The sequence below is a fragment of the Microbacterium sp. NPDC056003 genome (assembly GCF_042274785.1).
GTDB lineage: Bacteria > Actinomycetota > Actinomycetes > Actinomycetales > Microbacteriaceae > Microbacterium.
The window spans coordinates 1,085,952-1,112,718 of sequence record NZ_JBHJXQ010000001.1 but is presented as its reverse complement, the minus strand read 5'-3'; the positions used below and the strand labels follow the sequence as shown (position 1 = coordinate 1,112,718).

The following is a 26,767-nucleotide window of genomic DNA, read 5'->3' as shown; positions in this document are numbered from 1 at the left end:
GCCCGCGGAACCACGGATCGAGCAGGATCGAGGAAGCAGGGTGTCCGCGATCCTGGCCACAATGTAGGGTCGCCATCGATCGGAAGGACCCCATGGCCGAGGCATCCGTCCCCCACATCGCCGACTCGCACGAGGTCATCCGCGTCATCGGAGCTCGTGAGAACAACCTCAAGAACGTCGACGTCGAGATCCCGAAGCGCCGTCTGACGGTCTTCACCGGGGTCAGCGGCTCGGGCAAGTCGTCGCTGGTGTTCGGCACGATCGCCAACGAGTCGCAGCGCCTCATCAACGAGACCTACCCGACCTTCGTGCAGCAGTTCATGGCGCAGCTCAGCCGCCCCGAGGTCGACGGGCTCGAGAACGTGAGTCCGGCGATCATCGTCGACCAGGAGCGCATGGGCGCGAACGCGCGGTCCACCGTCGGCACCGCGACCGACGCCCACGCGATGCTGCGCCTGCTGTTCAGCCGCATCGGCCGGCCGCACGTCGGTTCACCGCAGGCGTTCTCGTTCAACGTGCCCTCGGTGTCGGGGGCCGGCGCGGTCACGATCGCGGTCGGCAAGGACAAGGGCAAGAAGGAGCGCCGGTCGTTCGAGATCACGGGGGGCATGTGCCCGCGCTGCGAGGGACTGGGCGAGGTGAGCGACGTCGACCTCGACGAGCTCTACGACAAGACCAAGTCGCTCGCCGACGGCGCGATCACCATCCCCGGGTACAGCCCCGACGGCTGGATGGTGAAGGGGTTCACCGAATCGGGCCTCGTCGATCCGAACAAGCCGATCCAGGACTACACCGAGCAGGAGCGCGCCGACTTCCTCTACAAGGAGCCGACGAAGATCAAGATCCAGGGCATCAACATGACCTACGAGGGTCTGGTGCCGAAGATCACGAAGTCGATGCTCCAGAAGGACCGCGACTCGCTGCAGCCGCACATCCGCGCGTTCGTCGACCGCGCCGTGAAGTTCCTGCCGTGCCCCGAGTGCGGGGGCACGCGTCTCAACGAGGGGGCGCGCTCGTCGAAGATCAACGGGATCAGCATCGCGGATGCCGCGGCCATGCAGATCACCGATCTCGCGGCGTGGCTCGAGACCGTCGACACCCCGGATGTGGCGCCGCTGATGGTCAGCCTGCGCCAGCTCATCGGGTCGTTCATCGACATCGGGCTGGGCTACCTGTCGCTCGACCGCGCATCCGGCACCCTGTCGGGGGGCGAGGCGCAGCGCACCAAGATGATCCGCCACCTCGGCTCGGCGCTCACCGACATCTCCTACGTGTTCGACGAGCCCACGGCGGGACTGCATCCGCACGACATCCAGCGCATGAACGCGCTGCTGCTCCTGCTGCGCGACAAGGGCAACACCGTGCTCGTCGTCGAGCACAAGCCCGAGGTGATCGAGATCGCCGACCACGTCGTCGACCTCGGGCCCGGCGCGGGGAAGGCGGGCGGCGAGATCCAGTACGAGGGCGACGTCCTGGGGCTGCGCGCCTCGGGGACGATCACCGGCCGGCACCTCGACGACCGCGCGCGGCTGAAGGAGTCGACGCGGACGCCGAAGGGGGCGCTCGAGATCCGCGCCGCCACGCAGCACAACCTCAAGAGCGTCGACGTCGACATCCCGCTCGGCATCCTGACGGTCGTGACCGGTGTCGCCGGTTCGGGCAAGTCGTCGCTCATCCACGGCAACGTGCCCGCGTTCGACGACGTCGTGGTCGTCGACCAATCGCCGATCAAGGGCAACCGGCGCTCCAGCCCCGCGACCTACACCGGCATCCTCGACACGGTGCGCAGCGCGTTCGCGAAGGCGAACGGCGTCAAGCCGGCTCTCTTCAGTGCCAACTCCGAAGGCGCGTGCCCGGCCTGCCGCGGGCTCGGCGTGATCATCACGAACCTCGGGTTCACGCAGACGGTCGAGACGCTGTGCGAGCTGTGCGAGGGCACCGGCTTCAGCGACGTCGTGCTGGAGTACACGCTCGACGGAAGGAACATCGCCGAAGTCCTGGCGATGTCGGCGTCCGAGGCCGCCGAGTTCCTCGGCAAGGGGCCGGCGCACACCATCCTCGTCCGCATGATCGACGTCGGCCTCGGCTACCTCACGCTCGGCCAGGCGCTCAACACCCTGTCCGGCGGCGAGCGGCAGCGACTCAAGCTCGCGATCTCGATGGCCAAGAAGGGCGCGATCTACGTGCTGGACGAGCCGACGACCGGCCTGCACCTCGCCGACGTCGACAACATGCTCGGGATGCTCGACCGCCTGGTCGACGCCGGCAACAGCGTCATCGTGATCGAGCATCACCAGGCTGTCATGGCGCACGCCGACTGGATCATCGACCTGGGCCCGGGCGCCGGGCACGACGGCGGAGAGATCGTCTTCCAGGGCACGCCCGCCGATCTCGTGGCCTCGGGCACGGGCCTCACGGCGAAGCATCTCCGCGAGTACATCGCGCGCTGACCGCCCGGGGCGCCGTGGGTGATTGTCCCCATGGGCGCCGGCGGCGCTCTGGGAATACGATCTCCCAGGCGAGCAGCCTCCCTCGGGGGTGTCCGGATTCCCGGGTTAGGCTGGTGCTTTCCGCCACTGCGCTCGCCCCGCATGCACCGACCGCCCGGAGGAGGCCGAGGGTCTGATGAAGTCGTTCGCGTGGCTCCGATCACGCCCACGCGCCGTCGCCTCGGCGAGCATCATCACGGCGGCAGCCGTCGCCATCACGACGATGGCGTTCGTCTACGAGGGCAATCCCACGACCGAGGTCGACCTCCACGACGGCGGCGTCTGGGTGACCAAGCAGTCCTCGCTCCTCGTCGGCCACTTCAACCACGAGTCGCAGGTGCTCGACGGCGGGCTCCGCACGGTCGGCACCGAGTACGACATCCTCCAGTCCGGCACCAACGTGCTCGTCGTCGACGAGACCGAATCCAGCATCACGTCGGTCGACCCGGCGATGGTCGCGCTCAACGAGTCCGCCGACGTCCCCGGCGCCGCGAAGGTCGTGCTCGGCGGCACGGCCGTCGGCATCCTCGATCCGACGTCGGGCGACTTGTGGGTCGTGCCGTCCGCGTCGGTCGGCTCGTTCGAGGTGCAGGCGGCCGAGCCCATCGCCAACGTCGGCAAGGGAGCGGATGTCGCAGCCGGCGTCGACGGCACCGTCTACGCCGTGTCGGCCGAGGACGCCGAGATCGTGACCGTCCGCACCGACGCCGAGGGAGCGCCCGCCGGCGATCCGTCCCGCGCGGGCGTCGAGGGTCTCGAGCCCGGTGCCGCCGTGTCGATCTCCGTCGTGGGCGACGTGCCGGCGGTGCTGGATGCCGAGAGCGGCACGCTCTTCGCGGCCGGCCGGACCACCGAGGTCGAAGGCGGCCGTTCGGCAGTGCTTCAGCAGGCGTCCGAGCCGAGTGACTCCGTCGTGCTCGCGACTGCGGGTGCCCTGGTGCGGGTGCCGCTGGACGGCTCCGAGCCCGTCGCGCAGCCCGCCGGCGCCGAGGGCGGGGCTGCCGCCCCGGTCTTCCTCGAGGGCTGCGCGTACGCCGCCTGGAACGGATCCGGCAAGTTCATCCGCGACTGCGTGGGCGACGGCGACGACCTCGCCACCGACATCGAGGGCGTGAAGGCGTCGTCGGTGCTGCAGTTCCGCGTGAACCGCGACGTCGTCGTGCTCAACGACATCATCGGCGGAGCAGCCTGGATGGCCAGCGACAGCATGCAGCGGGTCGACAACTGGAACGAGATCACGCCGCCCGAGGGCGAGGCCGAAGAGGACGAGCAGACCACCGAGGAGACGGTCGAGACGACTCTCCCCGAGCGCTCCGAGGTCAACACCCCGCCGGTCGCGACCGACGACTCCTTCGGCGTGCGTCCGGGCCGCACGACCCTGCTCCCGGTGCTCGACAACGACAGCGACCCGGACGGCGACGTGCTGATCGCGGCGGTCGCCGACGACGGCCCCGCCTTCGGTGAGGTCACCACCGTCAATGACGGAGCGGCACTGCAGATCGCCGTGCCCGAGGACGCGTCGGGCAGCACGTCGTTCGTCTACGAGATCGACGACGGTCGCGGCGGAACCGACACGGCACGCGTCTCGCTCAGCGTCCACGACTGGAGCGTGAACTCGCCTCCGGTGCAGAAGCGCGTCACCAGCGTCGTGGTCGAGGCAGGAGGCGTCGTCTCGTACAACGTGCTCCCCGACTGGATCGACCCCGACGGCGACGACGTCTTCCTGCTCGGCGTGGCCCCCGCCGAGGGCGATGAGGCGGACTTCACCGCCGACGGACGGATCACGTACCGCGCGGTGGGCGGCACGCAGGGCCGCAAGGACGTCGCCATCACGGTCTCGGACGGCACGGAGGAGGCTGCCGGCATCGTGCGCTTCGACGTGCGCCCGGTCGGGTCGACCGACCCCGTGACGAATGCCGACCGCGTCGTCGTGCAGGCCGGGCAGGTGGCGACGATCGCCCCTCTCGCCAACGACACGAGCTCGGGCCGCGAGCCGCTGCGACTGGTGCGCGTCGACGAGGTCGTCGGCGCGCGCATCGTCCCCGACTTCGCGAACAAGACCTTCACGTTCGTGTCGGACGTGCCCGGCGACTACTACGTCCAGTACCTCGTCGCTGCGGGCTCGAAGAACGCCGAGGGACTCGTCCGCGTCCAGGTGCTCGCCGACACCGACACGACGTCACCGCCGGTCGCCGTGCGCGACGTCGCCCTGCTGCCGAGCGGTGGCGAGGTGCTCGTGAACGCGCTCGCCAACGACACCGACCCGGGAGGCGGCATCCTCGTCGTCCAGTCGGTGACCGTCGAGCCCAACTCCGGCATCTCCGTCGCAGTGATCAATCACGAGACGATCCGGATCTCCGACCAGGCCGCCCTCGGATCGCAGGTGCGCATCACGTACCGCGTCTCGAACGGCGCGAAGTCCGCCGAGGGCGAGGTCATCGTCATCCCGATTCCCGCGCCGTCCAAGCTGCAGCCGCCCGTCGCCAACGACGACCAGATCGTGGTGCGCGCGGGAGACGTCGTCAACATCCCGGTGCTCGACAACGACTATCACCCGAACGGCGACGCCATCCACGTCGCCCCCGACCTCGTGCCGCCCCTCGTCGAACCCGAGGACGGCGAGATGTTCGTGTCGCAGGACCTCCTCCGCTTCCGGGCGTCCGACGAGCCGGGCACGGTCTACGCGACGTACGAGGTGATCGACAGCACCGGCCAGAAGGACGCCGGCTACGTCACGATCCAGGTCCTGCCGGTGAACGATGAGACGAACGCCGCTCCGCGCGCGCGCGACATCGTCGCGCGCGCCCTCGAGGGCAGCCAGGTGCGCATCGCGATCCCGCTCGACGGCATCGACGCCGACGGCGACTCGGTGCGGCTCGAAGGCATCGCCTCGCCGCCGTCGAAGGGACGCGTCGTCGAGATGGGCGCCGATCACCTCGTGTACGAGGCGTTCGACGATGCCGGCGGCGTGGATGCGTTCACGTACCGCGTGCGCGACCGGATCGGCGCCGAGGCGACGGGCTCGATCCGCGTCGGCATCGCTCCTGCCGAGACGTCGAACCAGGCGCCGTTCGCCGCGAAGGACGCCGTCGTCATGCGACCCGGCCGGATCGTCGCCGTGCCCGTCACGGCCAACGACTCCGACCCGGACGGTGACGCGTTCGCGCTGGTGCGCGACGGTCTCATCCTCCCGGACGTCGAGGGCCTGGAGGCGAAGGTGACCGGTGACCGCGTCATCGTCACCGCGCCGGACGAGGAGCTCGAGACCTCGCTGCAGTACACGATCCGCGATGAGCGCGGGGCGACGTCGAAGGCGGTTCTGCAGATCACCGTCGACGAGGATGTGCCGCTCCTGCGGCCCATCGCGCGGGACGACTACGTTCAGGCCGCCGACGTAGACGGCGAGACGGTCGACCTCGAAGTCCTCGCGAACGACGAAGACCCCGACGGCACGGTCGACGAGCTCACGGTGACGGTGGGTGACGCGGGTGCCCGCGTGCTGGGCAACGGACGGGTGCGCGTCACCGTCGACGACAACGACCGGCTCGTGAAGTACACCATCACCGACCGCGACGGGTTCGAGGCATCCGCCTTCATCCATGTCCCGTCGATGAACTCGCTGCCGCCCACGCTCATCTCGACCGAAGCGGTCGAGGTCGACAGCGGCGAGACCATCGAGCTTCCGCTGAGCGAGTATGTGGAGGTCGCGGGCGGCGGATCCGTCGTCATCACCGAGGCTGCCAAGGTCAGTGCGGTCAACGCGAACGGCGCGAACCTCGTGAAGGACCAGCGCACTCTCGTGTACACCTCGAAGGACGGGTACTTCGGGCAGGACGCGCTGACGTTCGAGGTGACGACCGGGAGCGGCCCGGACGACCCGAAGGGCCGCAAGGCGACGCTGACGCTGCCGATCACGGTGCTCCCGCCCGACAACCAGCAGCCGGAGTTCGTCAACGGCTCGGTGGATGTGGCCCCAGGAGAGGAACCCAAGAGCCTCGACCTGCGCGCCCTCACCACCGATCCCGATGTCGACGACCTCGACGGCATGCGGTACGAGATCGTGGGCGGCGCCCCCGCCGGCATCACGGCGTCGGTGGCCGGTCAGGAGCTGCGCGTCAGCGCCGGTGCCGACACTCCGAAGGGCACGCTGGAGCGACTGACCATCCGCGTGAACGACGGCGAGACCGAGCCGATCGAGGGCACGGTCACGGTGCGCGTCACCGCTTCGACCCGCGAACTCGCGACCGCCAATGACGACATCGTCGACGAGGCGCACCAGGGCGACACGGTGACCGTCAACGTGCTCCGCAACGACGTCAACCCGTTCCGCGAGGGCCCGCTGACGGTCGTCGACGTGATCACCGAGACCGGCCGCGGCACTGCCGTCATCGATGGCGACGCGGTGCGCGTCACGCCGGACGAGACGTTCTTCGGCACGATGGTGGTCCGCTATCGCGTGGCGGACGTCACGAACGACCCCGACCGCGAGGTCGAGGCGCGTATCCGCCTGACCGTCCAGGGCAAGCCGGACGCGCCGGGGACCCCGGTGGTCTCGAGCGTGCAGGATCGCACGGTGGTGCTGTCGTGGACGCCGCCGGCCAACAACGGCGCCGAGATCACCTCGTACGAGGTCTCGTCGACCGCCGGCAACTACACGAAGGTGTGCGCGTCGACCACGTGCACCCTCGACGGGCTGACGAACAACGTCGAATACAACTTCACCGTCATCGCGATCAACCGCGTCGGACCATCGGACCCGTCGGCGCCGTCCGAGACCGCGCGTCCGGACGCCCGGCCCGACACGCCGCAGCCGCCGACCCTCGCCTTCGGCGACCAGAGCCTCCAGGTCGCGTGGGTCACGCCGACGACGCCGGGTTCGCCGGTGGAGTCGTTCACCCTCGAGATCTCGCCCGCGCCGCCTTCGGGCGTGGTGCAGAAGACGGGCGTCACCGGCAACTCGCTCGTGTGGGAGGGGCTCGAGAACGGCGTGAACTACCAGGTGCGCGTGCGCGCCCACAACAGGGCGCCTGAGCCGTCGAGCTGGAGCGCGTGGTCGGCGTCCGAGATCCCGGCGCGCGCGCCGGACGCGGCCGGCGCCCCGTCGGTCGAGCGTCTCGACCCGGTGGGCACGCAGGCGCAGATGCGCGTCTCGTGGGGCGCCCCCGCCAACAACGGCGACGCGATCGCCGAGTACCGGCTCAACGTGCTGCGCGGCGGAGCGGTCGTGAACACGATCACCGGCATCCCGGGCGGCCAGACGTCGCAGGCGCTCGCCATCGACGCGTCGACCTCGGACTACACGTTCACCGTCGCCGCGCGAAACAAGGCGGGCTGGGGTGCCGACAGCGCGCCGTCGGCGCCGCGCCGCGCCTTCACCCCGCCGGGAGCGCCGACGAACGTCCAGGCGTCGACGCCGAGCGGCAACAGCGCGGTCGTCGTGACGTACAACCCGGCCCCGGGCAACGGCGCGAACGCCAGCGAGATGCGCTACGAGTACTCGCTCAACGGCGGCGGCTGGCAGGCGAACTGGGACGGGCGCACGATCGGCGGGCTCAGCAATGGCCAGCAGTACACCGTGCGCGTGCGGGCGTACACCGCGCTCGACGGCGTGCGCTACGACGGCGCCGAGTCGGCGCCGTCCAACCAGGTGATCCCGTACGGCCCGGTGCGCAACCCGAGCGTCGACGCCTCCCGGAACGGCCGCGACATCACCTTCAGCTGGAACGCCCCGGCGCCGAACGGTCGCAACATCACCCAGATGCAGATCCGCATCGATGGTGGCAACTGGCAGAACGTCGCCAACAACGGCTCGCGCACGAACACGTACGCCTACAGCACCCGTCACACGATCGAGGCACGGGCTCAGGATGCCGCCGGCCAGTGGTCCGCCGTCGTCTCGGCTGCGGCGACCACGGTGGATCCGCCCGAGCCGCGCGCCTGGGTCACGAAGGGCGCCTCGGCGCAGGGCCAGCCGGGCTGCAGCAGCTCGCAGTGCGCCTACTTCGTCGTCAACACGCAGGACTTCCCCGCCGGCAACTACTCGGTGGGATGCAACGCGACCGGCCCGTACGGCGGCACGCCTTTCGTGCAGGGTGCCAGCCGCAACATCGGGGCGAACGACCGGGTCCAGCTCGGCTGCTACTTCGGCGACGACGGCGCGGAGGTCTGGGTCACCATCGCCGGCAAGGCCTACGAACGCCGCACGTGGTAGCCGGCCCGCTCCCCACGACGAGAACGACAACGGACAGGACATCACCATGACCATGACTCCCGAACAGGCCGCCTGGTTCCAGGGAACCTTCGCGCGGCTCGTCGACAACGTCGACCGAGCGCTGCTCGGCAAGCGCGAGGTCGTCGGGCTCGTGCTGTCGGCGATGCTCGCCGAGGGTCACGTCCTGCTCGAGGACGCGCCGGGCACCGGCAAGACGAGCCTGGCCAAGGCGCTCGCCGCCACCGTGCAGGGCACGAGCAGCCGCATCCAGTTCACCCCCGACCTGCTGCCCTCCGACGTGACGGGCGTCACGATCTACGACCAGACGTCGCACCGCTTCGAGTTCCACAAGGGACCGGTGTTCGCGTCGATCGTGCTCGCCGATGAGATCAACCGCGCCTCGCCGAAGACGCAGTCGGCCCTCCTCGAAGTCATGGAGGAGTCGCGCGTCACGGTCGACGGCGTCACGCACGAGGCGGGTCGCCCGTTCCTTGTGATCGCCACGCAGAACCCGATCGAGCAGGCGGGCACCTACAAGCTTCCCGAGGCGCAGCTCGACCGGTTCCTCATCCGCACCTCGATCGGCTACCCCGACCTCGCGGCAGCCGAGCGCATCCTCGCCGGCGCGGCCGACCGCAATCCGTCGGCGCACCTGCCCGCGATCATCACCACGGGTGCGGTGGCCGACATGGCCGACCTCGCCGCCACGGTGCACGTCGAGGGCGCCGTGCTGCGATACGCCGCGCAGCTGTCGGAGGCGACCCGGACGGATGCCGCGACCCGGCTGGGCGTGTCGGTGCGCGGTTCGCTCTCGATGATCCGCATCGCGAAGGTGTGGGCCGCCTCGCAGGGCCGTCACTTCGTCACGCCGGACGACATCAAGGCCCTCGCGGGCCCGGTGTGGACGCACCGTCTCGTGCTCGACCCCGAGGCCGAGTTCGCCGGCACGACGGCCGAGACCGTGATCTCGCGCGTGCTCGAGGACGTCGCCGCACCGCAGGCGAGGTCCGCGGCCTGATGACGACGGAGGCACTCGGGTCGGCCGCTCCGGTGACGGAGCGCCGCGAATGGTGGGAGACGACCGCCGAACACGCTGTGCGCTGGCTGCGCGGCGCGATCGCCGTCGTCCGCCCTGCCGCCTGGGTGCTGATCGTCGTCGCCGTCGTGCTCTGGATCGCCGGGTCGACGCTCGGCTGGTGGGAGCTCACCGTGGCAGCCACCGTGCTGACCGTGCTTCTCGCGCTGTGCGCGCTCTTCCTCATCGGACGCACGGCCTACGACGTGACCCTCGACCTCACGCGCACCCGGGTGGTCGTCGGCGAGCGGGCGGTCGGCGCACTCACGCTCTCGAACTCGGGCACCCGCGCCATCCTGCCGTCGCGCGTGGTGCTGCCGGTCGGCGCCGGCCGCGGTGAGTTCGAGGTGCATCGACTGGCGCCGGGTGCCTCCGCCGAGGAACTGTTCGCGATCCCGACGACCAAGCGCGCGGTGGTGGAGGTCGGCCCGGTCAGCGTCGTGCGCGGCGATCCGCTGGGGCTCTTCGAGCGCGTGCATCGCAAGGACGAACCGGTCGACCTCTACGTGCACCCGCGCACCGTGCTGTTCGAGGGCCAGTCGCTCGGCTTCCTGCGCGACCTCGAGGGTCTGCCCGCGACCGATCTCTCGCGCGACGACGTGTCGTTCCACGCGCTGCGCGAGTACCAGCCGGGCGACGACCTGCGTCACGTCCACTGGAAGTCGACGGCACGCACCGGCACCGTCATGGTGCGCCAGTACGAGGAGACCCGGCGTTCGCACTTCGTGATCGGGCTCTCGACGCACCCGGGCGACTACCGCGATGACGACGAGTTCGAGCTCGCCGTCTCGGCCGCCGGCTCGCTGGGGCTGCGCGCGCTGCGCGACTCGCAGCGCGTCGAGGTTCGCGTGCAGGAGCGCGCGCTCCCCTCGGCGACGGGCAAGCAGTTCCTCGACTCACTGTCGGGCGTGGTGCATTCGCGTCCGCGCGCCGGGAGCGTCGTCGACCTCGCCGGTGTCGTCGCGGCGACCCTCCCGCTGGCGAGCGTCGTGGTGCTGGTATGCGGCAGCGGGGTCAGCGCCAACACGCTGCGCGCGGCCTGCGCACGTCTGCCGTTCGGCGCCCGCACGCTCGCGGTGGTCGCCGAGACGGGCGCCGCCCCCGCGCTCCGCCGCATCGGCGACGCCGACGTCGTGACGGTCGGCTCGCTCGAGCAGCTGCCCGCCGCGCTGCGGAAGGTGCTCTCGTGAGCGGCCGGGCCGGAGTGAGCGTGCGTCGCTGGGTGCTCGACCTGAGCGCGGTCACCGCCCTCCTCGCCGTGCCCATCGCGGGCTTCTGGCCGACGTTCGGCGGGCCGACCTACCTCCCTGCGGCGATCGGCGGCGCCCTGCTCGGCGTGGGTCTCGCCGCACTCTGCGCCTGGCTGCGGTGGGGCGTCCTCCCGCTCGCCGGACTCACCGTCGTCGCGTACTTCCTCTTCGGCGGCGCCCTCGCCCTCCCGCACACCGCGGTGCTGGGCGTGATCCCGACGATCGACACGCTGGGCCGGCTCGCCCTCGGGGTCGTCACGTCGTGGAAGCAGCTGCTGACCACCGTGGCGCCGGTCGCGGCATCCGATGGTCATCTCATCGTTCCCTTCCTTCTCTCACTCGTCGCCGCGGTGCTCACGGCCTCGCTGGCACTGCGCCTGCGCACCCCGGCCTGGGCGCTGATCCCCGCCGCGGCGTTCCTGGTGGCGCAGATCGCGCTCGGCACGTCGCAGCCCGCGGTCCCCGTCGTTCAGGGCGTCGTCTTCGCGCTGGTCGCGGCGATCTGGCTCGCGCTGCGGCAGAGCTGGGAGCACGGCACGGGCGCAGTGCCCCTCGGCGACGGGGCGGCCCCCGTGCGCGGGGTGGCCGCTCGACGGCTCATCCTCGGCGGTGCCGTGGTCGCGATCGCCGCGCTTGTGGGCGTCGCCACCAGCGCGTTCGCCGCGCCGCAGAGCCCGCGCTACGTGCTCCGCGACGTCGTGATCCCGCCGTTCGACGTGCACGCCTACCCGAGCCCGCTGCAGTCTTTCCGCGCCTACGTGCGCGACTTCCCCGACGAGCCGCTCTTCTCGGTGACCGGCATGCCCGAAGAGGCGCGTGTGCGCCTGGCGACGGTCGATGCCTACGACGGCACCGTCTACAACGTGTCGGACGACGGCGCCGGCACGTCGAGCGCGTTCAGCCCGGTGCGGGGCAACATGTCGGCGCAGGCCGAGGGCACGCCCGCGACCGTGCGCGTCGAGATCGGCGCGCTGGAGGGGGTGTGGATGCCGGAGGTCGGCGCCGTCCGCAGCATCGCCTTCGACGGCGACCGCGCGGAGGACCTGCGTCGCACGGCGTACTACAACGAGGGGACGTCGACCGCGGTCGTCACGCGCGAGCTCAGCGAGGGCGACGCCTACACGCTGGAGAGCGTCGTGCCGTCGACGCCGAGCGACAACGCGCTCGAGGGCGACGACTTCGCACCCGTCGCGCTGCCGGATCAGGAGGGCGTGCCGCAGGCGTTCGTCGAGATCGCGTCCGAGGCCGTGGCCGAGGCCACCACGCCCATCGAGCAGGTGCGCGCACTGCAGACGATGCTGTCCGAAGGCGGATTCTTCAGTCACGGACTCGAGGGCGAGGTGCTCTCGCGGGCCGGTCACGGTGCGGAGCGCATCTCGACGCTGCTCGGCTCCGACCAGATGGTCGGCGACGACGAGCAGTACGCGACCGCGATGGCCCTGCTCGCGCGCGAGATCGGCATCCCGGCGCGTGTCGTGATGGGCTTCTATCCCGAAGAGGATACCGCCGGCGAGCCGGTCTTCACCGCGACGGGCGACACCCTCCATGCGTGGGTCGAGGTGGCGTTCGAAGAGCACGGGTGGGTCACGTTCGACCCGACGCCGGCCGAGGACCAGGTACCCAACGACCAGACCACCAAGCCCCGCGCCGACCCCAAGCCGCAGGTGCTGCAGCCCCCGCCCCCGCCGCAGGAGCCCGTCGACCTTCCCCCGACCGTGCCCGACGACCGCGAGTCCGAGGATGAGAGCACCTTCGACGCCGCCCTGCTCGCTCTCATCGTGGTGATCGGCATCGGAGTGCTCAGCGTGCTGGCGCTGCTCGCTGCGCCGTTCATCGTCATCGGCGCGCTCAAGGCCGCGCGTCGCCGCCGCCGCCGCGAGGCCGAGCGCGCCGCCGACCGCATCAGCGGCGGTTGGGACGAGCTCGTCGACCGCGCGAAGGACTACGGCACCCCCGTCACGCCCGGTGCCACCCGCACGGAGGACGCCGGGGTCGTCGAGGCCGCGTTCACCGAGCCGCGCGTCACCACCCTCGCCCGTCGCGCCGATCTCGAGGTCTTCGGCCCGTCCGAGCCGACACCCGACGATGTCGCGGAGTTCTGGCGCCAGGTCGACGAGATCGTCGGCGGCATGGGGGCCGGCCGGTCTGTCTGGAACCGCCTCGGTGCGCGCCTGAGCCTGCGTTCGCTGCTCGCGGGCACCCGCTTCGCGCTGCCCGACCGCCGGCCGCACGCGCCCCGACGGCCGCGTGCGCGCGCCGAAGGCCATGAGACGCCGTCCGATCGGGCACCCGAGCCCGACGCCCCCCAGGAGAACGCATGACCGCCCGTCCGCCCCTCGCCCTCGTCGCCGCGCCGCCCGGCAGGCGAGTCGGCGCCTACGTGATCGACGCCCTCGTCGCCACGGCGATCGGCACCGCGGCCGCCGCTGTCGCCTTCGCCGTGGCCCTGGGCCTCGGCGCCGTCGACGATGCCCGCACTCTAGTCCTCGCACTCGGTGTCGCGACCGTCGCGGCATGGATGTCGCTGCTCGCGTGGTCGCTCGTCTACACGGCGATGCAGGGCGCGCAGGGCTCGGTCGGCCAGCGCGCCCTCGGCCTGCGGCTGCTCGACGCCGGCGCCCCCGTCGCCATCGGCTTCTGGCGCGCACTGTGGCGCAACGTGGTGTGGTCGGCGTCCTGCGCCATCGTGGTCGGCTGGTTCACGCCGCTGTTCGACGCGAGTCACCGTCGTCAGGGCTGGCACGATCGGGCCGCCGGCGCGCTCGTCATCGACGTGCGGGGAGCGGATGCCGCGCCCGCGACCGCAACGGTCGCTGCAGTGCCGACAGTCCCGGCTGTGTCCGCCGCGCAGCCGTGGTTCCTCGACGACATCGTCATCCCGCCCAAGCCGGCTCCGCCGGCCGCGCCCGCCCCCGTCGCGGCGGCCCTTGCGCCGGTCGCACCGGCGCCTGTCGCGGCACCCACACCGGCCGCGGCACCCGCGCCGGCGATGACGCTCACGGCCGTTCCCGGCACCGTGGCGGTGGCCGAGGCATCCGCTCCTCCCCCCGCGGTGATCCCGCAGGCGCCCGCCACCCGCCCGGTGACGCTGCCCTCCGCCGACCAGGCACGCAACCTGACCGTCCCGCCGCCGGCTCAGCCCGCGCCGATGTTCGACGATCCGGTGCTCGCGGTGCTCACGTGGGACGACGGCGTCCGCATGGCGGTCTACGGCCGCACCCGGTACGGTCGCAACCCCGCCGTCGAGCCCGGGATCGTGAGCGTCCCGGTGCGCGACGAGACGCTGTCGCTGTCGAAGACGCACTTCGAGATCGGCGGCGTCGCGTCGGGCCCGTGGGTCGCCGACCATCACTCGACGAACGGCACCGTCCTGGTGCGCGACGGGGAGCGGCAGCCGCTCGTCCCGGGCCTGCGCATCGGACTGCGCGACGGAGACCGCCTCGAGCTCGGGGACCGCATCGCCTCGGTGGGAGTGCCGCGATGAGCTCGCCGGTGACCGTGGCCTTCGGATCGGCGACCGATCCGGGACTGCGCCGCGCGATCAACGAGGACTCCTACCTCGCCGTCGCGCCGCTGTTCCTCGTCGCCGACGGGATGGGCGGGCACCACGCGGGCGAGATCGCCAGCGCCACGGTGATCGACGAGTTCTCCGGGTTCGCCGGACGTGACAGCCTCGAGATCGACGAGGTGCGCGCGGCGCTGGCCCAGGCCCGGCGCCGCGTCGAGGCGCTGCCCGCCGGCGAGGGTGCCGGCGCCGGCACGACGCTCACCGGGGTCGTGATCGCCGACGTCGACGGCGAGGGGTACTGGCTCGCGATCAACCTCGGCGACTCGCGCACCTACCGGCTCAGCGAGGGCGTCTTCGAGCAGGTGAGCGTCGATCACTCGGTCGTGCAGGAGCTCATCGACGCCGGCCAGCTCGCTCCCGAGGCGGCCTCGAGCGACACGCGCCGCAACGTGATCACGCGGGCGATCGGCGCGGGGAGCGACGGCGACGCCGACTACTGGCTGATCCCCGCCGAGCCCGGCGACCGCATCCTGGTGTGCTCGGACGGACTGTCCAGCGAGCTCGACAGCGCCGCCATCCATGCCGTCCTGGTGGCCGAGACGCAGCCCCAGCGCGCCGCCACCCGCCTGGTGCACGAGGCCATGCTCCACGGTGGACGCGATAACATCACGGCGCTGGTGGTGGACGCGACGGCCGTCCGCACCCGGGCGAACCGCCCCGGCGATCACACATCTCCGTCGGCCGCCGCCGCCGCGGAGGAGGTCGACGGAGACACGCTGCCCCGCGTCGTCGCCACGGGAGGATTCTGATGTCGGTCCACTACTCGCCGGGAACGCACCCGGTCGCGGTCACCCCGCAGGGGTTCGCCGCACTCGCCGACGACACCTCGCCCGCTCTCGCCGCACGCATCCACGCGCTCGTGGCCGACGGTCGCGGGCTCGGCGGCGTGCTCGAGGCACTGACGGGTGCGTACGGCACCTCGCTGTCGGCCGTGCCTCCGTTCGCGGTCGCGCTCGCCGAAGGGGGGTCCGTCCGACTCGCCGTGCGCGGCTCGTTCGCGCTCGACGTCGACGGACGCGCCCCCGAGCGCGTGTCGGGCGAGGGTGTCACGACCTGGACGGAGCGCGTCATCGCCGAGGCATCCCGGGTCTCACTGGACGGGGGAGCGGATGCTGCGCCCCCCGAGCTGCCCGTCGCCGACGGCGTCGTGCTCGCCGGCGCCCTCGTGTGGGTGCCGTCCGGCGCGGGGGAGGCTGGTGTGGTGAAGGCGGAAGCCGTGCCCGCTGCGGAGTCGCCGGAGCCCGCACTCGACCCGGCAGCCGGGCCGGAGCCCACGCCGGCGCCCGAGGCCGATCCGTACCCGGAGCCCGAACCCGAGTTCGCGTCGACGCCGTCCGTGCAGTCCGAGCGTGAGCCCGGCCCGCGCGGACGCTCGGCGCACGTTCCGGGTGCGCAGGGCGCTGCATCCGTCGCCCCTCCCACGCCCGCGGCGCCTCTCACGACCACGTCGGCCGGGCTGATCGACTCGGCCGCGGTGCTGTCGCTCGCCGACGCCGACACGCTCCTGCCCGCCGAATCGACGCTGATCCCGCGCGACGACGAGGCCGAGCACGTGCCCGGCGGGATCGCCGACGACCCCGCCCTCGAGGCGACCGTCGTGCGCCCCGCCGAGACGCCCGTCGTGCTGGGCGATCACGACGGCGAGACCATCTCGCTCGCCGAGGCGAGAGCGCTGCGGGGCGGCGCCGACCCGGTCCCGCCGCTCGCGCCGCCGCGGCCGCCGGCGCCCGGGCGCATCCGCGTGTCCTCGGGACAGGTCGTGACGCTCGACCGCACCGTGGTCATCGGCCGGCGTCCGCGATCGACGCGGGTGTCGGGCACCGATCTGCCGCACCTCGTCGCGGTCGACAGTCCACAGCAGGACATCTCGCGCAGCCACGTCGAACTGCGCGTCGAGGGCGACAGCATCGTGGCCACCGACCTCAACACCACGAACGGCACGACCCTGCTGCGCGCGGGCGTCGACCCGATGCGCCTGCACCCCGGTGAGGCGACGGTCGTCGTCCCGGGTGACGTGATCGACCTGGGCGACGGCATCACGGTGGCGATCGAGGACATCGCGTGAGTTCCAGACGCGCGCCGATGGCGCCCCCCGACCTGCCGGGCTTCACGTACGTCGACCTGCTCGGTTCGGGCGGGTTCGCCGACGTGTACCTGTACGAGCAGGCCCTTCCCAAGCGCCGCGTCGCCGTGAAGGTGCTGCTCACCGAGCGGATGTCGAGCGGCTCGGTCTCGGAGTTCACGGCCGAGGCGAACGTCATGGCGATGCTCTCGACGCACCCCGCCATCGTGACGATCTATCAGGCCGGCGTCGCGCGCGACGGGCGCCCGTACCTGGTGATGGAGTACTGCCCGAAGCCCAACCTGCAGGTGCGGTACCGCCGGGAGCCGTTCTCGATCGCCGAGTCGCTGCGGGTCGGCGTGCAGGTGGCGGCGGCCGTCGAGACGGCTCACCGCGCCGGTGTGCTGCACCGCGACATCAAGCCGGCGAACATCCTCGTCACCGAGTACAACCGGCCGGCGCTCACCGACTTCGGCATCGCGTCGACCACGAGTGCCGCTGCCGAGTCCGCCGGGCTGTCGATCCCGTGGTCGCCGCCCGAGTCGTTCGCCGACGAGCCGCGCAGCGACCCCCGGTCCGACGTGTACGCCCTCGGCGCCACGGTGTACACGCTCCTGGCCGGTCGGTCGCCGTTCGAGCTGCCCGGCCAGCGCAACACGGCCGCCGAGCTCATCCAGCGGATCGAGACCGCGCCGCTGCCCGCGCTCGGCCGCGCCGATGTGCCGCCATCGCTCGAACGCGCCCTCGAGCGTGCGATGTCGAAGTCGTCGGCCGACCGCTACGAGTCCGCGATCGCCTTCGCCCGTGCGCTGCAGAAGGTGCAGATCGAGCTCTCGCACTCGGTCACGCCGGTCGACATCCTCGACGACGGCATCACCGACGACATCGTCGACGACGAGGACGAGGGCCTCACGCGGGTGCGGGGCGTCGTCAGCATCTCGCCGCAGACGACGCCCGCCGCGGGCCGCACCCGCCCGTCGGCGGAGACGAGCCCCACGGCCGCCTCGCCCGCCGTCCCGCCGGTCTACGAGCCGGCCGACGCGCAGACCGTCATCCGGTCAACCGCCCCGCCGGCCGCGGCCGGCGAAACGCGCCGACGCTCGCCCGCCGAGATCGCGCCGGCGCTCGACCACACGGTCGTGCGCGCTCCGTCCGCAGCGCCTCGGGCGTCCGGGCCCGCCGTGTCCGGCCCCGCGGTATCCGGCCCCGCCGGGCCGGCCGTCGCGGCGGCCACCGGGGCGCCCGCCTATGAGCCCGTCGCCGACCCCGCAGCCGCAGGCGACAGCGCCTCGCCGCCGCGGTCGCGCCTCGGGCTGTGGATCGGGCTCGGCGCTGCGGCGGTCGTCATCGTCGCGATCGTCGTCGGCGTCTCGCTCCCGGGCATCCTCGCCGGATCCGATCCGGTGCCGACGCCGGTGACCTCGTCCGATCCGCAGGATCCGGTGTCGGCGGTGGTGCCGCAGCCCGAGGACCTGTCGGGCGTCGCGACGTCCGACGGGGTCGCGTTCTCGTGGACCAATCCCGATCCCCGCGACGGCGACCGCTACCTCTTCGGCGTGGTGACCCGCCCCGATGAGGAGCCGGTGTTCGAGCCGGTCACCGACACCGAGGTGACCGTGCCCGCCGACCCCTCGGGGACGACCTGCGTGGAGGTGCTGCTCGTGCGAGAGAACGGCCAGTCGTCGGATGCCGTCCGGGGGTGTGCTCCGTGACCGCGCGCGCCGACGAGCTGACGGTCGAGTTCGCGGGCGAGGCCTTCACGGTCGGCCCCGACGCGGTCTTCACCGTGGGTCGCGAGGGCGACCTGGCGATCGACGACAACCTCTTCCTGCACCGGCACTTCCTGACGATCGAGAACGTCCAGGGGCTCTGGCTGCTCTCGAACGTCGGCAGCCGGCTCGCGGCGACCGTCACCGACTCCGGCGGCCGCGTGCAGGCGTGGCTCGCGCCGGGCGCACGGCTGCCGCTCGTGTTCGCCGCCACCGCGGTGATCTTCAGTGCCGGACCGACGACCTACGAGCTCACGATCAGCGTGGCCGAGCCCGCGTTCCGCGAGACGCAGCAGCTCGAGCACGACGACGGGCTGAGCACCATCGGCGACGTGCCGCTCACGCACAGCCAGCGCATGATGATCCTCGCGCTCGCCGAGCCCGTCCTGCGGCGCGAGGGCACCGGCATGAGCGAGCTGCCCACTTCCGCGCAGGCGGCCGAGCGTCTCGGCTGGACGCTGACCCGCTTCAACCGCAAGCTCGACAACGTCTGCGACAAGCTGGACCGCATCGGCGTGCCGGGGCTGCGCGGCGGTGTGCGCTCGTACGCCACCAACCGGCGCGTGAGGCTCGTCGAGCACGCGATCGCCGCCCGTCTGGTGACGCGCAGCGACTTGCCGCTGCTCGACGTGGAGCGCGAGTCCGCCGCCGCCGACGACGACTGAGCACGCAGCGGTCAGCGACCGGTGTCGTACAGGTGCCGGCCGCCGTGGCTGATGACCTTCACGACGACGCCGCGCCGGTGCAGCTCCGCGACGGTGCGCGTCTCCTCGTCGATGTCGCGCCCGAGTGCGTGGACGTTGCTCACCACGAGCACATCGCCGCGCGTGAGCGTGCCGAAGAGTCGCACGAGGCGCTCCTCCCACGACTCCATCGTTTCGGGCGCAGGGTGCCGGAAGCCCTCGATCGGCACGCCGAACCGTGTGAGATCGTTGCGCTGCTCGACCACCGACGGCATGTCGTCGCGGGCGATGACGAGACCGACCAGGCGTGAGCCGGCGGGGCGCGCCTGCCACCAGTCGCGGTCGCGCTGCAGCTCGGTGAAGCACTTCGGGCAGTCCGCCGCGGCGTGGGGCAGGTGCAGAGGAGAAGTCTGAGCGGATGCTTCGCCCTCGGGCGTCCCGGATCGCAGGGTCGTGGCATCCGTCGCCATCGCGTCTGCCGTGGGGCCCGCACCGTTCATCGCCATCGCTCCTTCGCCGGAACCCATTCTCTCCCGAATCCGTCGTCGGCGTGACTCAGTCCTGATCGCCGAGCCGCAGTTCGAGGCTCAGCTGGTCGGCGTCGAGCTCGGCGAGTGCGTGCCGCAGTGCGGGTGTGCTGAACTCCCCGCCCGAGGAGAGCTCGTTCAGCCGCCGCCGCATGGCCTCGATGAGCACGAGCCGCAGCTCGAGGGCGTCGCGGGCGGCGGTGCTCGCGTCGTCGTCGGGTGGGTCGGCCAGGCGCGATCCGACCCGCTCGATGAGCTCGTCGGGGAACGGGTTCCCGTCACGGCGCCGGAGCTTCGGATCGGTCATCGCGGTGACGGCGGCGGTGCGCAGCTCGTCGTCGAGCTCGGACTGCTCGGCCCGTTCGAGCAGCGTGTCGGCGGGTGACGTGAGGTGCAGCACCCGCACCAGCCACGGCAGGGTGAATCCCTGCAGCATGAGACTTCCGACGGCCACGGCGAACGCGATGAAGACGAGCAGCTCGCGTTCCAGGGTGTCGCGGGGGAGCGTCTGCGCCGCCGCGAGCGTCACGACACCGCGCATCCCGGCCCACACGATGACCACGCCGTGCTTCCAGCCGAGCGGCGACGCCTGGTAGTAGTTGAGGTCCCGCATCGCCCGGGCGACCCGTGCCCGCATCGACGCGATGCGGCGCTGCGTGCGCGGGTGGTCGGGAGACAGCGGGTCACGGCGCAAGGCGCGGCGCCCGCCGGACATCTGCGGGTCGGCTCCTGCGCCGCTCGCGAGCTCGTCGATGCGCTCGCCGATCTGCTCCAGCCGCGCCCGCTGCTTCCCGCGGGCGCGCCGGCTCTGCAGCCAGACCATGACGGAGACGTACGCGGCGCGCACGGCGAGGATGATCGCCAGCGCCCCGAGTGCGATGCCGATGCCCGTGCCGAGGCCGTCGTGATTCTCGACGTTCCCCTCCACGATCTGCTTGAGCTCGAGGCCCATCAGCAGGAACACCGCGCCTTCGAGCATCAGCTCGATCGTGCGCCAGTTGTGCTCGTCGGACATGCGCTGCTCGGGTGTGAACCAGCGCGCCGAGCCCTGACCGGTCACGATGCCGGCGACGACCGCGGCGACGAGGCCCGAACCGCCGAGCTCCTCGGTCGGAAGGTACGCCGCGAAGGGGATCACGAAGCCGATCGCGGTGTTCGCGGCGGAGTGTCCGATGAGCGAGCGGAGCCGCAGGTTGAGGTAGCCGACGATCGCCCCGATGACCACGGCGACGAGCACGCCCCAGGCGAAGGCGGGAATGAACCCGACGCCCACGCCGTCCTCGGCCGCAGCGCCGGCGGTCGCGGCCGCCGCGGCGGCAACCATCGTGCGCAGCAGCACGAGGGCGGTCGCGTCGTTGAGCAGACTCTCGCCCTCGAGCATGGTCACCACGCGCCCGGAGACGCCCAGGCGTTTCACGATCGAGGTGGCGACGGCGTCGGTCGGGCTGAGGATCGCGCCGAGCGCGACCGCCAGTGCGAGGTTGAGCCCCGGGATCACGAGCACGAAGAAGAACCCGAGCACGATCGAGCTCACGAGAACGAGCAGGAACGACAGCCCGGCGATCGGACCGAAGTCGCGGCGGAACTCGATGGCCGGGAGGGCGACCGCCGCGGAGTACAGCAGCGGCGGCAGCACCCCGACGAGGATCCACTCCGGATCGATCTCGGGCACGTTCACGAAGGGGAGCAGACCCACCCCGACGCCGATGAGCACCAGCACGAGCGGACCCGCGATGTTGAGCTTCGGCGCGATCGCGGTGGCGAGCGCGATCACGACGACCGCGAGGATGGCGAGGACGAGGGCTTCCATGCGGCTACAGCGCTCCGAGCGCCTCGACCGCGTCGCGCTCCGCCACCAGCTCTTCCACCGACGCGTCGAACCGCGCGCGCGACCGGGCGTCGAGCGCGAGCCCTTCGACGACGCGGTAGCCGTCTCCGTCGGAGGTGACGGGGAACGAGCACACGATCCCCGCGGGCACGCCGTACTCGCCGCGTGAGAGGACCGCCGCCGAGGTCGTGCCGCCGGCCGTGCCGAGCTGCTCGTCGCGCACGTGCTCGATGGCAGCGTGGGCGGCGGAGGCCACGGACGACGAGCCGCGCACCTCGATGATCTCCGCCCCGCGTCGTGCGACGCGCGGGATGAAGACGTCGTCGAGCCAGGCCTCGGCGGCCGCCCGCCCGCCCAGCCGCAGCGCGAGGGCGTCGATGACCGGCACGCCGTCGACCGTGGCGTGCGTGACGTCCGGGTACTGCGTCGCCGAGTGGTTCCCCCAGATCGCGACACCCCGCACAGCGTCGGGACGGGCATCCAGCGCTTCAGCCAGCTGGCCCACCGCGCGGTTGTGGTCGAGGCGCGTGAGGGCGGTGAAGCGGTCGGCGGGCACACCGGGCGTCGCCGCCGACGCGGCGATGAGCGCATTCGTGTTCGCCGGGTTGCCCACGACGACGGCGCGCACGTCGTCCGCTGCGACCTCGCCGATCGCGGCGCCCTGCGGTCCGAAGATGCCGGCGTTGGCCGCGAGCAGGTCGGCGCGCTCCATGCCCGGACCGCGCGGGCGGGCGCCGACGAGCAGGGCGATGCTGCAGCCGTCGAAGGCGATCCGGGGGTCGTCGCTCAGCTCGACGCCGTGCAGCAGCGGGAACGCTCCGTCCTGGAGTTCGAGCGCCGCGCCCTCGGCGGCGCGCATCCCCTGCGGGATCTCGAGCAGCTGCAGCCGAACCGGACGATCCGCGCCGAGCATGTCGCCTGCGGCGATGCGGAACAGCAGGGCGTAGCCGATCTGCCCGCCGGCCCCGGTGATGGTCACGGTCGTGAATGCGCTGGCCATGCCCAGAGCCTATTGCCGTGTCAAGTCTCCTCGCCGGGGACCCATGCCCGGGGTACCGTGAGCGCATGACGTTCAACGACAACGCCAACGTCGGGGGGAGCACCGCGCGGCGTCGTGGCGGTGGAGCGGCGATCGCCGGCGGCGGTATCGCCGGCATCGGGGCGATCGCGGTGCTGCTGTTCCAGCTCTTCACCGGACAGGACATCTCGGGACTCGTCGGCGGCGGTGGTGGCGCGGTCGACAGTGGCGAGGCGACCCGCATCGAGCAGTGCCAGTCCGGCGCCGATGCCAACGCGCGCGACGACTGCCGCCTGGCGGCCGGGCAGGTCGTGCTCGACGAATTCTGGGAGGGTGAGGTGCAGGGTTACACACCGCCGCAGCTCTTCGTCGTCGATGGGGCCACCAACACCCAGTGCGGCACAGCGTCGAACCAGACCGGACCGTTCTACTGCCCGCCCGAGCAGGCCGTCTACGTCGACCCGACCTTCTTCGGACTGCTGCGTCAGCAGTTCGATGCGACCGCGGGGCCGCTCGCGCAGCTGTACGTGCTCGCCCACGAGTACGGCCATCACGTGCAGAACATCGCAGGCATCATGCAGGAGCACTCCGATCGCGGCACCGGCCCCGACAGCGACGGCGTGCGCCTCGAGCTGCAGGCCGACTGCTTCGCCGGCGCGTTCATCGGCGACATGACAGAGCAGGTGGACGAGGACGGCGTCGCGTACCTCAAGGAGCCCACCCAGCAGCAGATCGCCGACGCGATCAACGCGGCGCAGACGGTGGGCGACGACCACATCCAGCAGCAGTCCGGCGGCGGCGTCAACCCCGAGACCTGGACCCACGGTTCGAGCGAGCAGCGTCAGCGCTGGTTCGAGACGGGCTACCGCAACGGCGTCGCATCCTGCGAGACTTTCGGCATCCCGGGGGGAAGCCTATGAACGAACACCTCGACGACGTCCTCTACCCGCCCATCGAGCCCTACGACACCGGCGAGCTGATCGTGGGCGACGGCAACCGGGTCTACTGGGAGCAGAGCGGAAATCCCGAGGGCAAGCCGGTCGTGTTCCTGCACGGCGGTCCCGGTGCCGGCACGTCGCCGTGGCATCGCCGGTTCTTCGACCCCGCGCGCTACCGGATCGTGCTCTTCGACCAGCGCGGCTGCGGGCGCTCCACCCCCCACGCGAGCGCCCCCACGGCCGACCTGCGCCACAACACGACATGGCACCTCGTGGCCGACATCGAATTGCTCCGACGCAACCTCGGCGTCGCGAAGTGGCAGGTGTTCGGCGGCTCGTGGGGCAGCGCGCTCGCGCTCGCGTACGCCCAGGCTCACCCCGAGTCGGTATCCGAGCTCGTGCTCCGCGGCATCTTCACGCTGCGCCGCCATGAGCTGGAGTGGTTCTACGAGGGCGGTGCGTCGGCGCTCTTCCCCGACCTGTGGGAGGACTTCATCGCCCCCATCCCGGTGCTCGAGCGCTCGCGCATGATCGAGGCGTACCATCGCCGGCTGTTCGACCCCGACCCCGCGGTGCACACGCCGGCGGGGGTCGCGTGGTCGCGGTGGGAGGCCTCCACCCTCACGCTGCTGCCCGACGAGTCGCTGGTCGACGACATGACCGAGGCTGCCGCCGCGACGGCGTTCGCCCGCATCGAGAATCACTACTTCATGCACGGCGGCTGGTTCGAGGAGGGGCAGCTCATCGCGGGGGTCGACGCCATCCGCGACATCCCGGCCGTCATCGTGCAGGGTCGCTACGACGTGTGCACCCCGCCCATGACCGCGTGGGATCTGCACCGCGCGTGGCCCGAGGCCGAATTCGTGATGGTTCCGGATGCTTCGCACTCGGCATCCGAGCCGGGCATCGCCGCCGCGCTCCGCGCCGCCACCGACCGGTTCGCCGGGATCGAGGACGGGGATGCCTCCGCTGCCTGGCGCGACGCGGCTGAGGGTGACGGCGCTGCCGCGGGTGAGGACGTGGCTGAGGGTGACGGCGCTGCCGCGGGTGAGGACGTGGCCGATGGCGGTGACCCGTCCGCGGTCGAGGCGCCCTCGCACGAGGACCCGGGTGAGGCGGTCGCTCAGGAACCCCACCCGCATCCCTGGTAGGCTCGAACTCACTTGCAGCGCACTTCTGCGCTTCTTGCGTCGTAGAACGCTTCCCTCGCCGCCGTCTCCGGGCCCGCCCGCACAGACGCCGTCGGCTGAAAACTTTCGTACGGCGACACGTGGGCGAGATACGCCACCGGCCACCGACCAGGGTGCGTATGCGCGCCCGGAGAATGATCCCCGATGACTGACGTCACCTTCGGCACGCTCGGCGTGCCCCAGCCCCTCGTCGCCGCGCTCGCGGCAGAGGGCAAGACCACCGCGTTCCCGATCCAGGTCGACACGCTCCCCGACACCCTCGCCGGCCGCGACGTGCTCGGCCGCGGCAAGACCGGCTCGGGCAAGACCCTCGCCTTCTCGATCCCGATGGTCGCCCGTCTCGGCGGCGCGCTCGCCGGCGGCTCGCGCCGGAAGGGCCGCCCGCTCGGCCTCGTGCTGGCGCCCACGCGGGAGCTCGCGACTCAGATCGACGCCGTGCTCGCCCCGCTCGCCAAGGCATACGGCCTGACCACGACGACGATCTTCGGCGGCGTGAACCAGAACCGCCAGGTGCAGGCGCTCAACGCCGGCGTCGACATCATCGTCGCGTGCCCGGGCCGCCTCGAAGACCTCATGAAGCAGGGCTACGCCCACCTCGACGCGATCGAGATCACCGTCATCGACGAGGCCGACCACATGGCCGACCTCGGGTTCCTGCCGGTCGTGACGCGCATCCTGAACGCGACGCCGTCCAGCGGTCAGCGCCTCCTCTTCAGCGCCACGCTCGACAACGGCGTGGACAAGCTCGTCAACCGCTTCCTCCAGAACGAGGTGCTGCACTCGGTCGACGAGGCGCACTCGCCGGTCGCCGCGATGACCCACCATGTCTTCACGATGACCGATGCCGACGCCAAGAAGGACGTCGTCAAGACGCTCGCCTCGGGCACAGGCCGCCGCATCCTGTTCATGCGCACCAAGCACCACGCGAAGAAGCTCGCCAAGCAGCTGACCGCGCAGGGCATCCCCGCCGTCGACCTGCACGGCAACCTCTCGCAGCCGCAGCGCGACCGCAACCTCGCGGCGTTCTCGGCCGGCACCGCCAAGGTGCTCGTCGCCACCGACGTCGCCGCCCGCGGCGTGCACGTCGACGACGTCGAGCTGGTCATCCACGTCGATCCGCCGATGGAGCACAAGGCGTACCTGCACCGCTCGGGCCGCACGGCCCGCGCGGGGGCGGAGGGTGCCGTGGTCACGCTCGTGCTGCCCGGCCAGGAGAAGGACGTCGCGCAGCTTCTGCGCAAGGCCGCGATCTCGGTCGCTCCGGTGAAGGTCACGGCCGACTCGGCCGCGGTCGCCGAGCTGGTCGGCGAGGTCGCCCCGTACGTCAAGCCCGAGCCGGTGCAGCAGCCGGTCCGCGGCGGCGGCGGCAAGAGCCAGGGCGCCAACGCCCAGCGCAAGCGCGCCGCGCGCGAGCAGGGCGCCGGCGGCGGACAGCGCTCGGGCCGCGGCCAGGGTGGCCAGGGTGGCCAGGGCGGTCGCAGCCAGGGCGGTCGCGCCCAGGGCACCGACCGCGTGCAGACCGGCCACCAGCGCTCCGACCAGAGCGCCGGGCACACCCGCTCGGCCCAGCCGCAGGGCAACCCGCGCACCACGGGGCGCCGCGCCTCGAGTGCGGGCAACGGCGGCGGAAAGCTCATGGTCGGCTCGGTCGTCCGCCAGAACGGCGGCAACCGCCGCGGCGGTCGCTGACCCCAGGATCCACGAAGGGGAGGCCTGGTCATCGCGACCGGTGCCTCCCCTTCGCCGTCCCCGCCGCGGCATCCATCCCCCTTCCTCCCCTTCGCCGTCCCCGCCCGCGGGGCCCCGCCGGGCCGCGTCATCCGTCCTGTTCCTTGTCTGAAATCAGGTGATCTGGCGGCATCAGGACGGTTCGGCGGAAATCATCCTGTTTACGCCAGATCCCCTGATTTCGGTGCGCGCGAGGGCGCCGGGGCGAGGTGAGGGCGGGTGCGGAGGCGGCCGTGGGGGCTATGGCGCGGGTTGAGTGTGGGTTGGGGTCGGCGACAGGGCGGCCGGAGCAGCTGGGCGCCGTTGCACCCGGGCCGCCGGGCCGCGGCATCCGTCCTGTTCCTTGTCTGAAATCAGGTGATCTGGCGGCATCAGGACGATCCGGCGAAAATCATCCTGTTTTCGCCAGATCACCTGCTCCCGGCGAGAGC

Annotated in this window: 15 protein-coding genes and 1 pseudogene; 13 read left to right on the top strand and 3 right to left on the bottom strand. The window is 71.8% G+C overall.

Features of this window, described 5'->3' with window-relative positions; translation table 11 throughout:
• The first annotated feature begins 92 nt into the window (after nucleotides 1-92).
• The 10 genes from ACFC1W_RS05110 to ACFC1W_RS05065 all read left to right on the top strand — a co-directional run bounded on the left by ACFC1W_RS05110 (nucleotide 93) and on the right by ACFC1W_RS05065 (nucleotide 19,089).
• A complete protein-coding gene (locus ACFC1W_RS05110) occupies nucleotides 93-2,450 on the top strand; it encodes an ATP-binding cassette domain-containing protein (protein ID WP_375989396.1) in 2,358 nt (785 codons plus the stop codon).
• Between the two features lie 175 nt (nucleotides 2,451-2,625).
• Nucleotides 2,626-8,700, top strand: a complete 6,075-nt coding sequence (locus ACFC1W_RS05105; RefSeq protein ID WP_375989393.1) for an Ig-like domain-containing protein — start codon at nucleotides 2,626-2,628, stop codon at nucleotides 8,698-8,700.
• Nucleotides 8,701-8,746: 46 nt separating this feature from the next.
• Complete coding sequence (locus ACFC1W_RS05100) at nucleotides 8,747-9,718, top strand: AAA family ATPase (RefSeq protein WP_375989391.1); 972 nt, start codon at nucleotides 8,747-8,749, stop codon at nucleotides 9,716-9,718.
• Nucleotides 9,718-10,965: a DUF58 domain-containing protein gene (locus tag ACFC1W_RS05095; protein ID WP_375989389.1), complete on the top strand. Its 1,248-nt coding sequence runs from the start codon at nucleotides 9,718-9,720 to the stop codon at nucleotides 10,963-10,965. Before ACFC1W_RS05100 ends, ACFC1W_RS05095 begins: the two co-directional genes overlap by 1 nt.
• Nucleotides 10,962-13,346, top strand: coding sequence for a transglutaminaseTgpA domain-containing protein (locus ACFC1W_RS05090; protein WP_375989386.1), 2,385 nt, complete (start codon nucleotides 10,962-10,964; stop codon nucleotides 13,344-13,346). The genes ACFC1W_RS05095 and ACFC1W_RS05090 overlap by 4 nt, the downstream gene beginning before the upstream one ends.
• Complete coding sequence (locus ACFC1W_RS05085) at nucleotides 13,343-14,509, top strand: RDD family protein (protein WP_375989384.1); 1,167 nt, start codon at nucleotides 13,343-13,345, stop codon at nucleotides 14,507-14,509. The genes ACFC1W_RS05090 and ACFC1W_RS05085 overlap by 4 nt, the downstream gene beginning before the upstream one ends.
• Nucleotides 14,506-15,342, top strand: coding sequence for a PP2C family protein-serine/threonine phosphatase (locus ACFC1W_RS05080; RefSeq protein ID WP_375989381.1), 837 nt, complete (start codon nucleotides 14,506-14,508; stop codon nucleotides 15,340-15,342). The genes ACFC1W_RS05085 and ACFC1W_RS05080 overlap by 4 nt, the downstream gene beginning before the upstream one ends.
• Nucleotides 15,342-16,658 (top strand): FHA domain-containing protein, encoded by a 1,317-nt coding sequence (locus ACFC1W_RS05075; RefSeq protein ID WP_375989379.1) that lies wholly within the window; start codon nucleotides 15,342-15,344, stop codon nucleotides 16,656-16,658. Before ACFC1W_RS05080 ends, ACFC1W_RS05075 begins: the two co-directional genes overlap by 1 nt.
• The gene (locus ACFC1W_RS05070; RefSeq protein WP_375989377.1) at nucleotides 16,655-18,367 is read left to right on the top strand and encodes a protein kinase; all 1,713 of its coding nucleotides are present in this window, start codon (nucleotides 16,655-16,657) and stop codon (nucleotides 18,365-18,367) included. Before ACFC1W_RS05075 ends, ACFC1W_RS05070 begins: the two co-directional genes overlap by 4 nt.
• Complete coding sequence (locus ACFC1W_RS05065; RefSeq protein WP_375989375.1) at nucleotides 18,355-19,089, top strand: hypothetical protein; 735 nt, start codon at nucleotides 18,355-18,357, stop codon at nucleotides 19,087-19,089. Before ACFC1W_RS05070 ends, ACFC1W_RS05065 begins: the two co-directional genes overlap by 13 nt.
• Before the next feature lie 11 nt (nucleotides 19,090-19,100).
• Here ACFC1W_RS05065 and ACFC1W_RS05060 read toward each other — a convergent pair whose 3' ends face one another.
• From ACFC1W_RS05060 to ACFC1W_RS05050, 3 genes are all read right to left on the bottom strand, one after another.
• On the bottom strand, nucleotides 19,101-19,577 hold the full coding sequence (locus ACFC1W_RS05060; protein WP_375991416.1) for a recombinase family protein: 477 nt from the start codon (nucleotides 19,575-19,577) through the stop codon (nucleotides 19,101-19,103).
• An 85-nt stretch (nucleotides 19,578-19,662) separates the two neighbouring features.
• Nucleotides 19,663-21,444 carry a cation:proton antiporter gene (locus ACFC1W_RS05055; RefSeq protein ID WP_375989372.1) on the bottom strand — a complete coding sequence of 594 codons (1,782 nt, stop codon included), beginning with the start codon at nucleotides 21,442-21,444 and terminating at the stop codon, nucleotides 19,663-19,665.
• 4 nt (nucleotides 21,445-21,448) lie between these two features.
• Nucleotides 21,449-22,462: a malate dehydrogenase gene (locus ACFC1W_RS05050; protein WP_375989370.1), complete on the bottom strand. Its 1,014-nt coding sequence runs from the start codon at nucleotides 22,460-22,462 to the stop codon at nucleotides 21,449-21,451.
• Nucleotides 22,463-22,527: 65 nt separating this feature from the next.
• On the opposite strand from ACFC1W_RS05050, the gene ACFC1W_RS05045 reads away from it, so the two are divergent.
• The 3 genes and pseudogenes from ACFC1W_RS05045 to ACFC1W_RS05035 all read left to right on the top strand — a co-directional run bounded on the left by ACFC1W_RS05045 (nucleotide 22,528) and on the right by ACFC1W_RS05035 (nucleotide 26,297).
• Nucleotides 22,528-23,400, top strand: a complete 873-nt coding sequence (locus ACFC1W_RS05045) for a neutral zinc metallopeptidase (protein WP_375989367.1) — start codon at nucleotides 22,528-22,530, stop codon at nucleotides 23,398-23,400.
• Nucleotides 23,397-24,362 (top strand): annotated as a pseudogene (gene pip / locus ACFC1W_RS05040) (prolyl aminopeptidase); the annotation flags it as partial. The gene ACFC1W_RS05045 and the pseudogene pip, both read left to right, overlap by 4 nt.
• Before the next feature lie 390 nt (nucleotides 24,363-24,752).
• A complete protein-coding gene (locus ACFC1W_RS05035) occupies nucleotides 24,753-26,297 on the top strand; it encodes a DEAD/DEAH box helicase (RefSeq protein ID WP_375989365.1) in 1,545 nt (514 codons plus the stop codon).
• The last annotated feature ends 470 nt before the right edge of the window (nucleotides 26,298-26,767 follow it).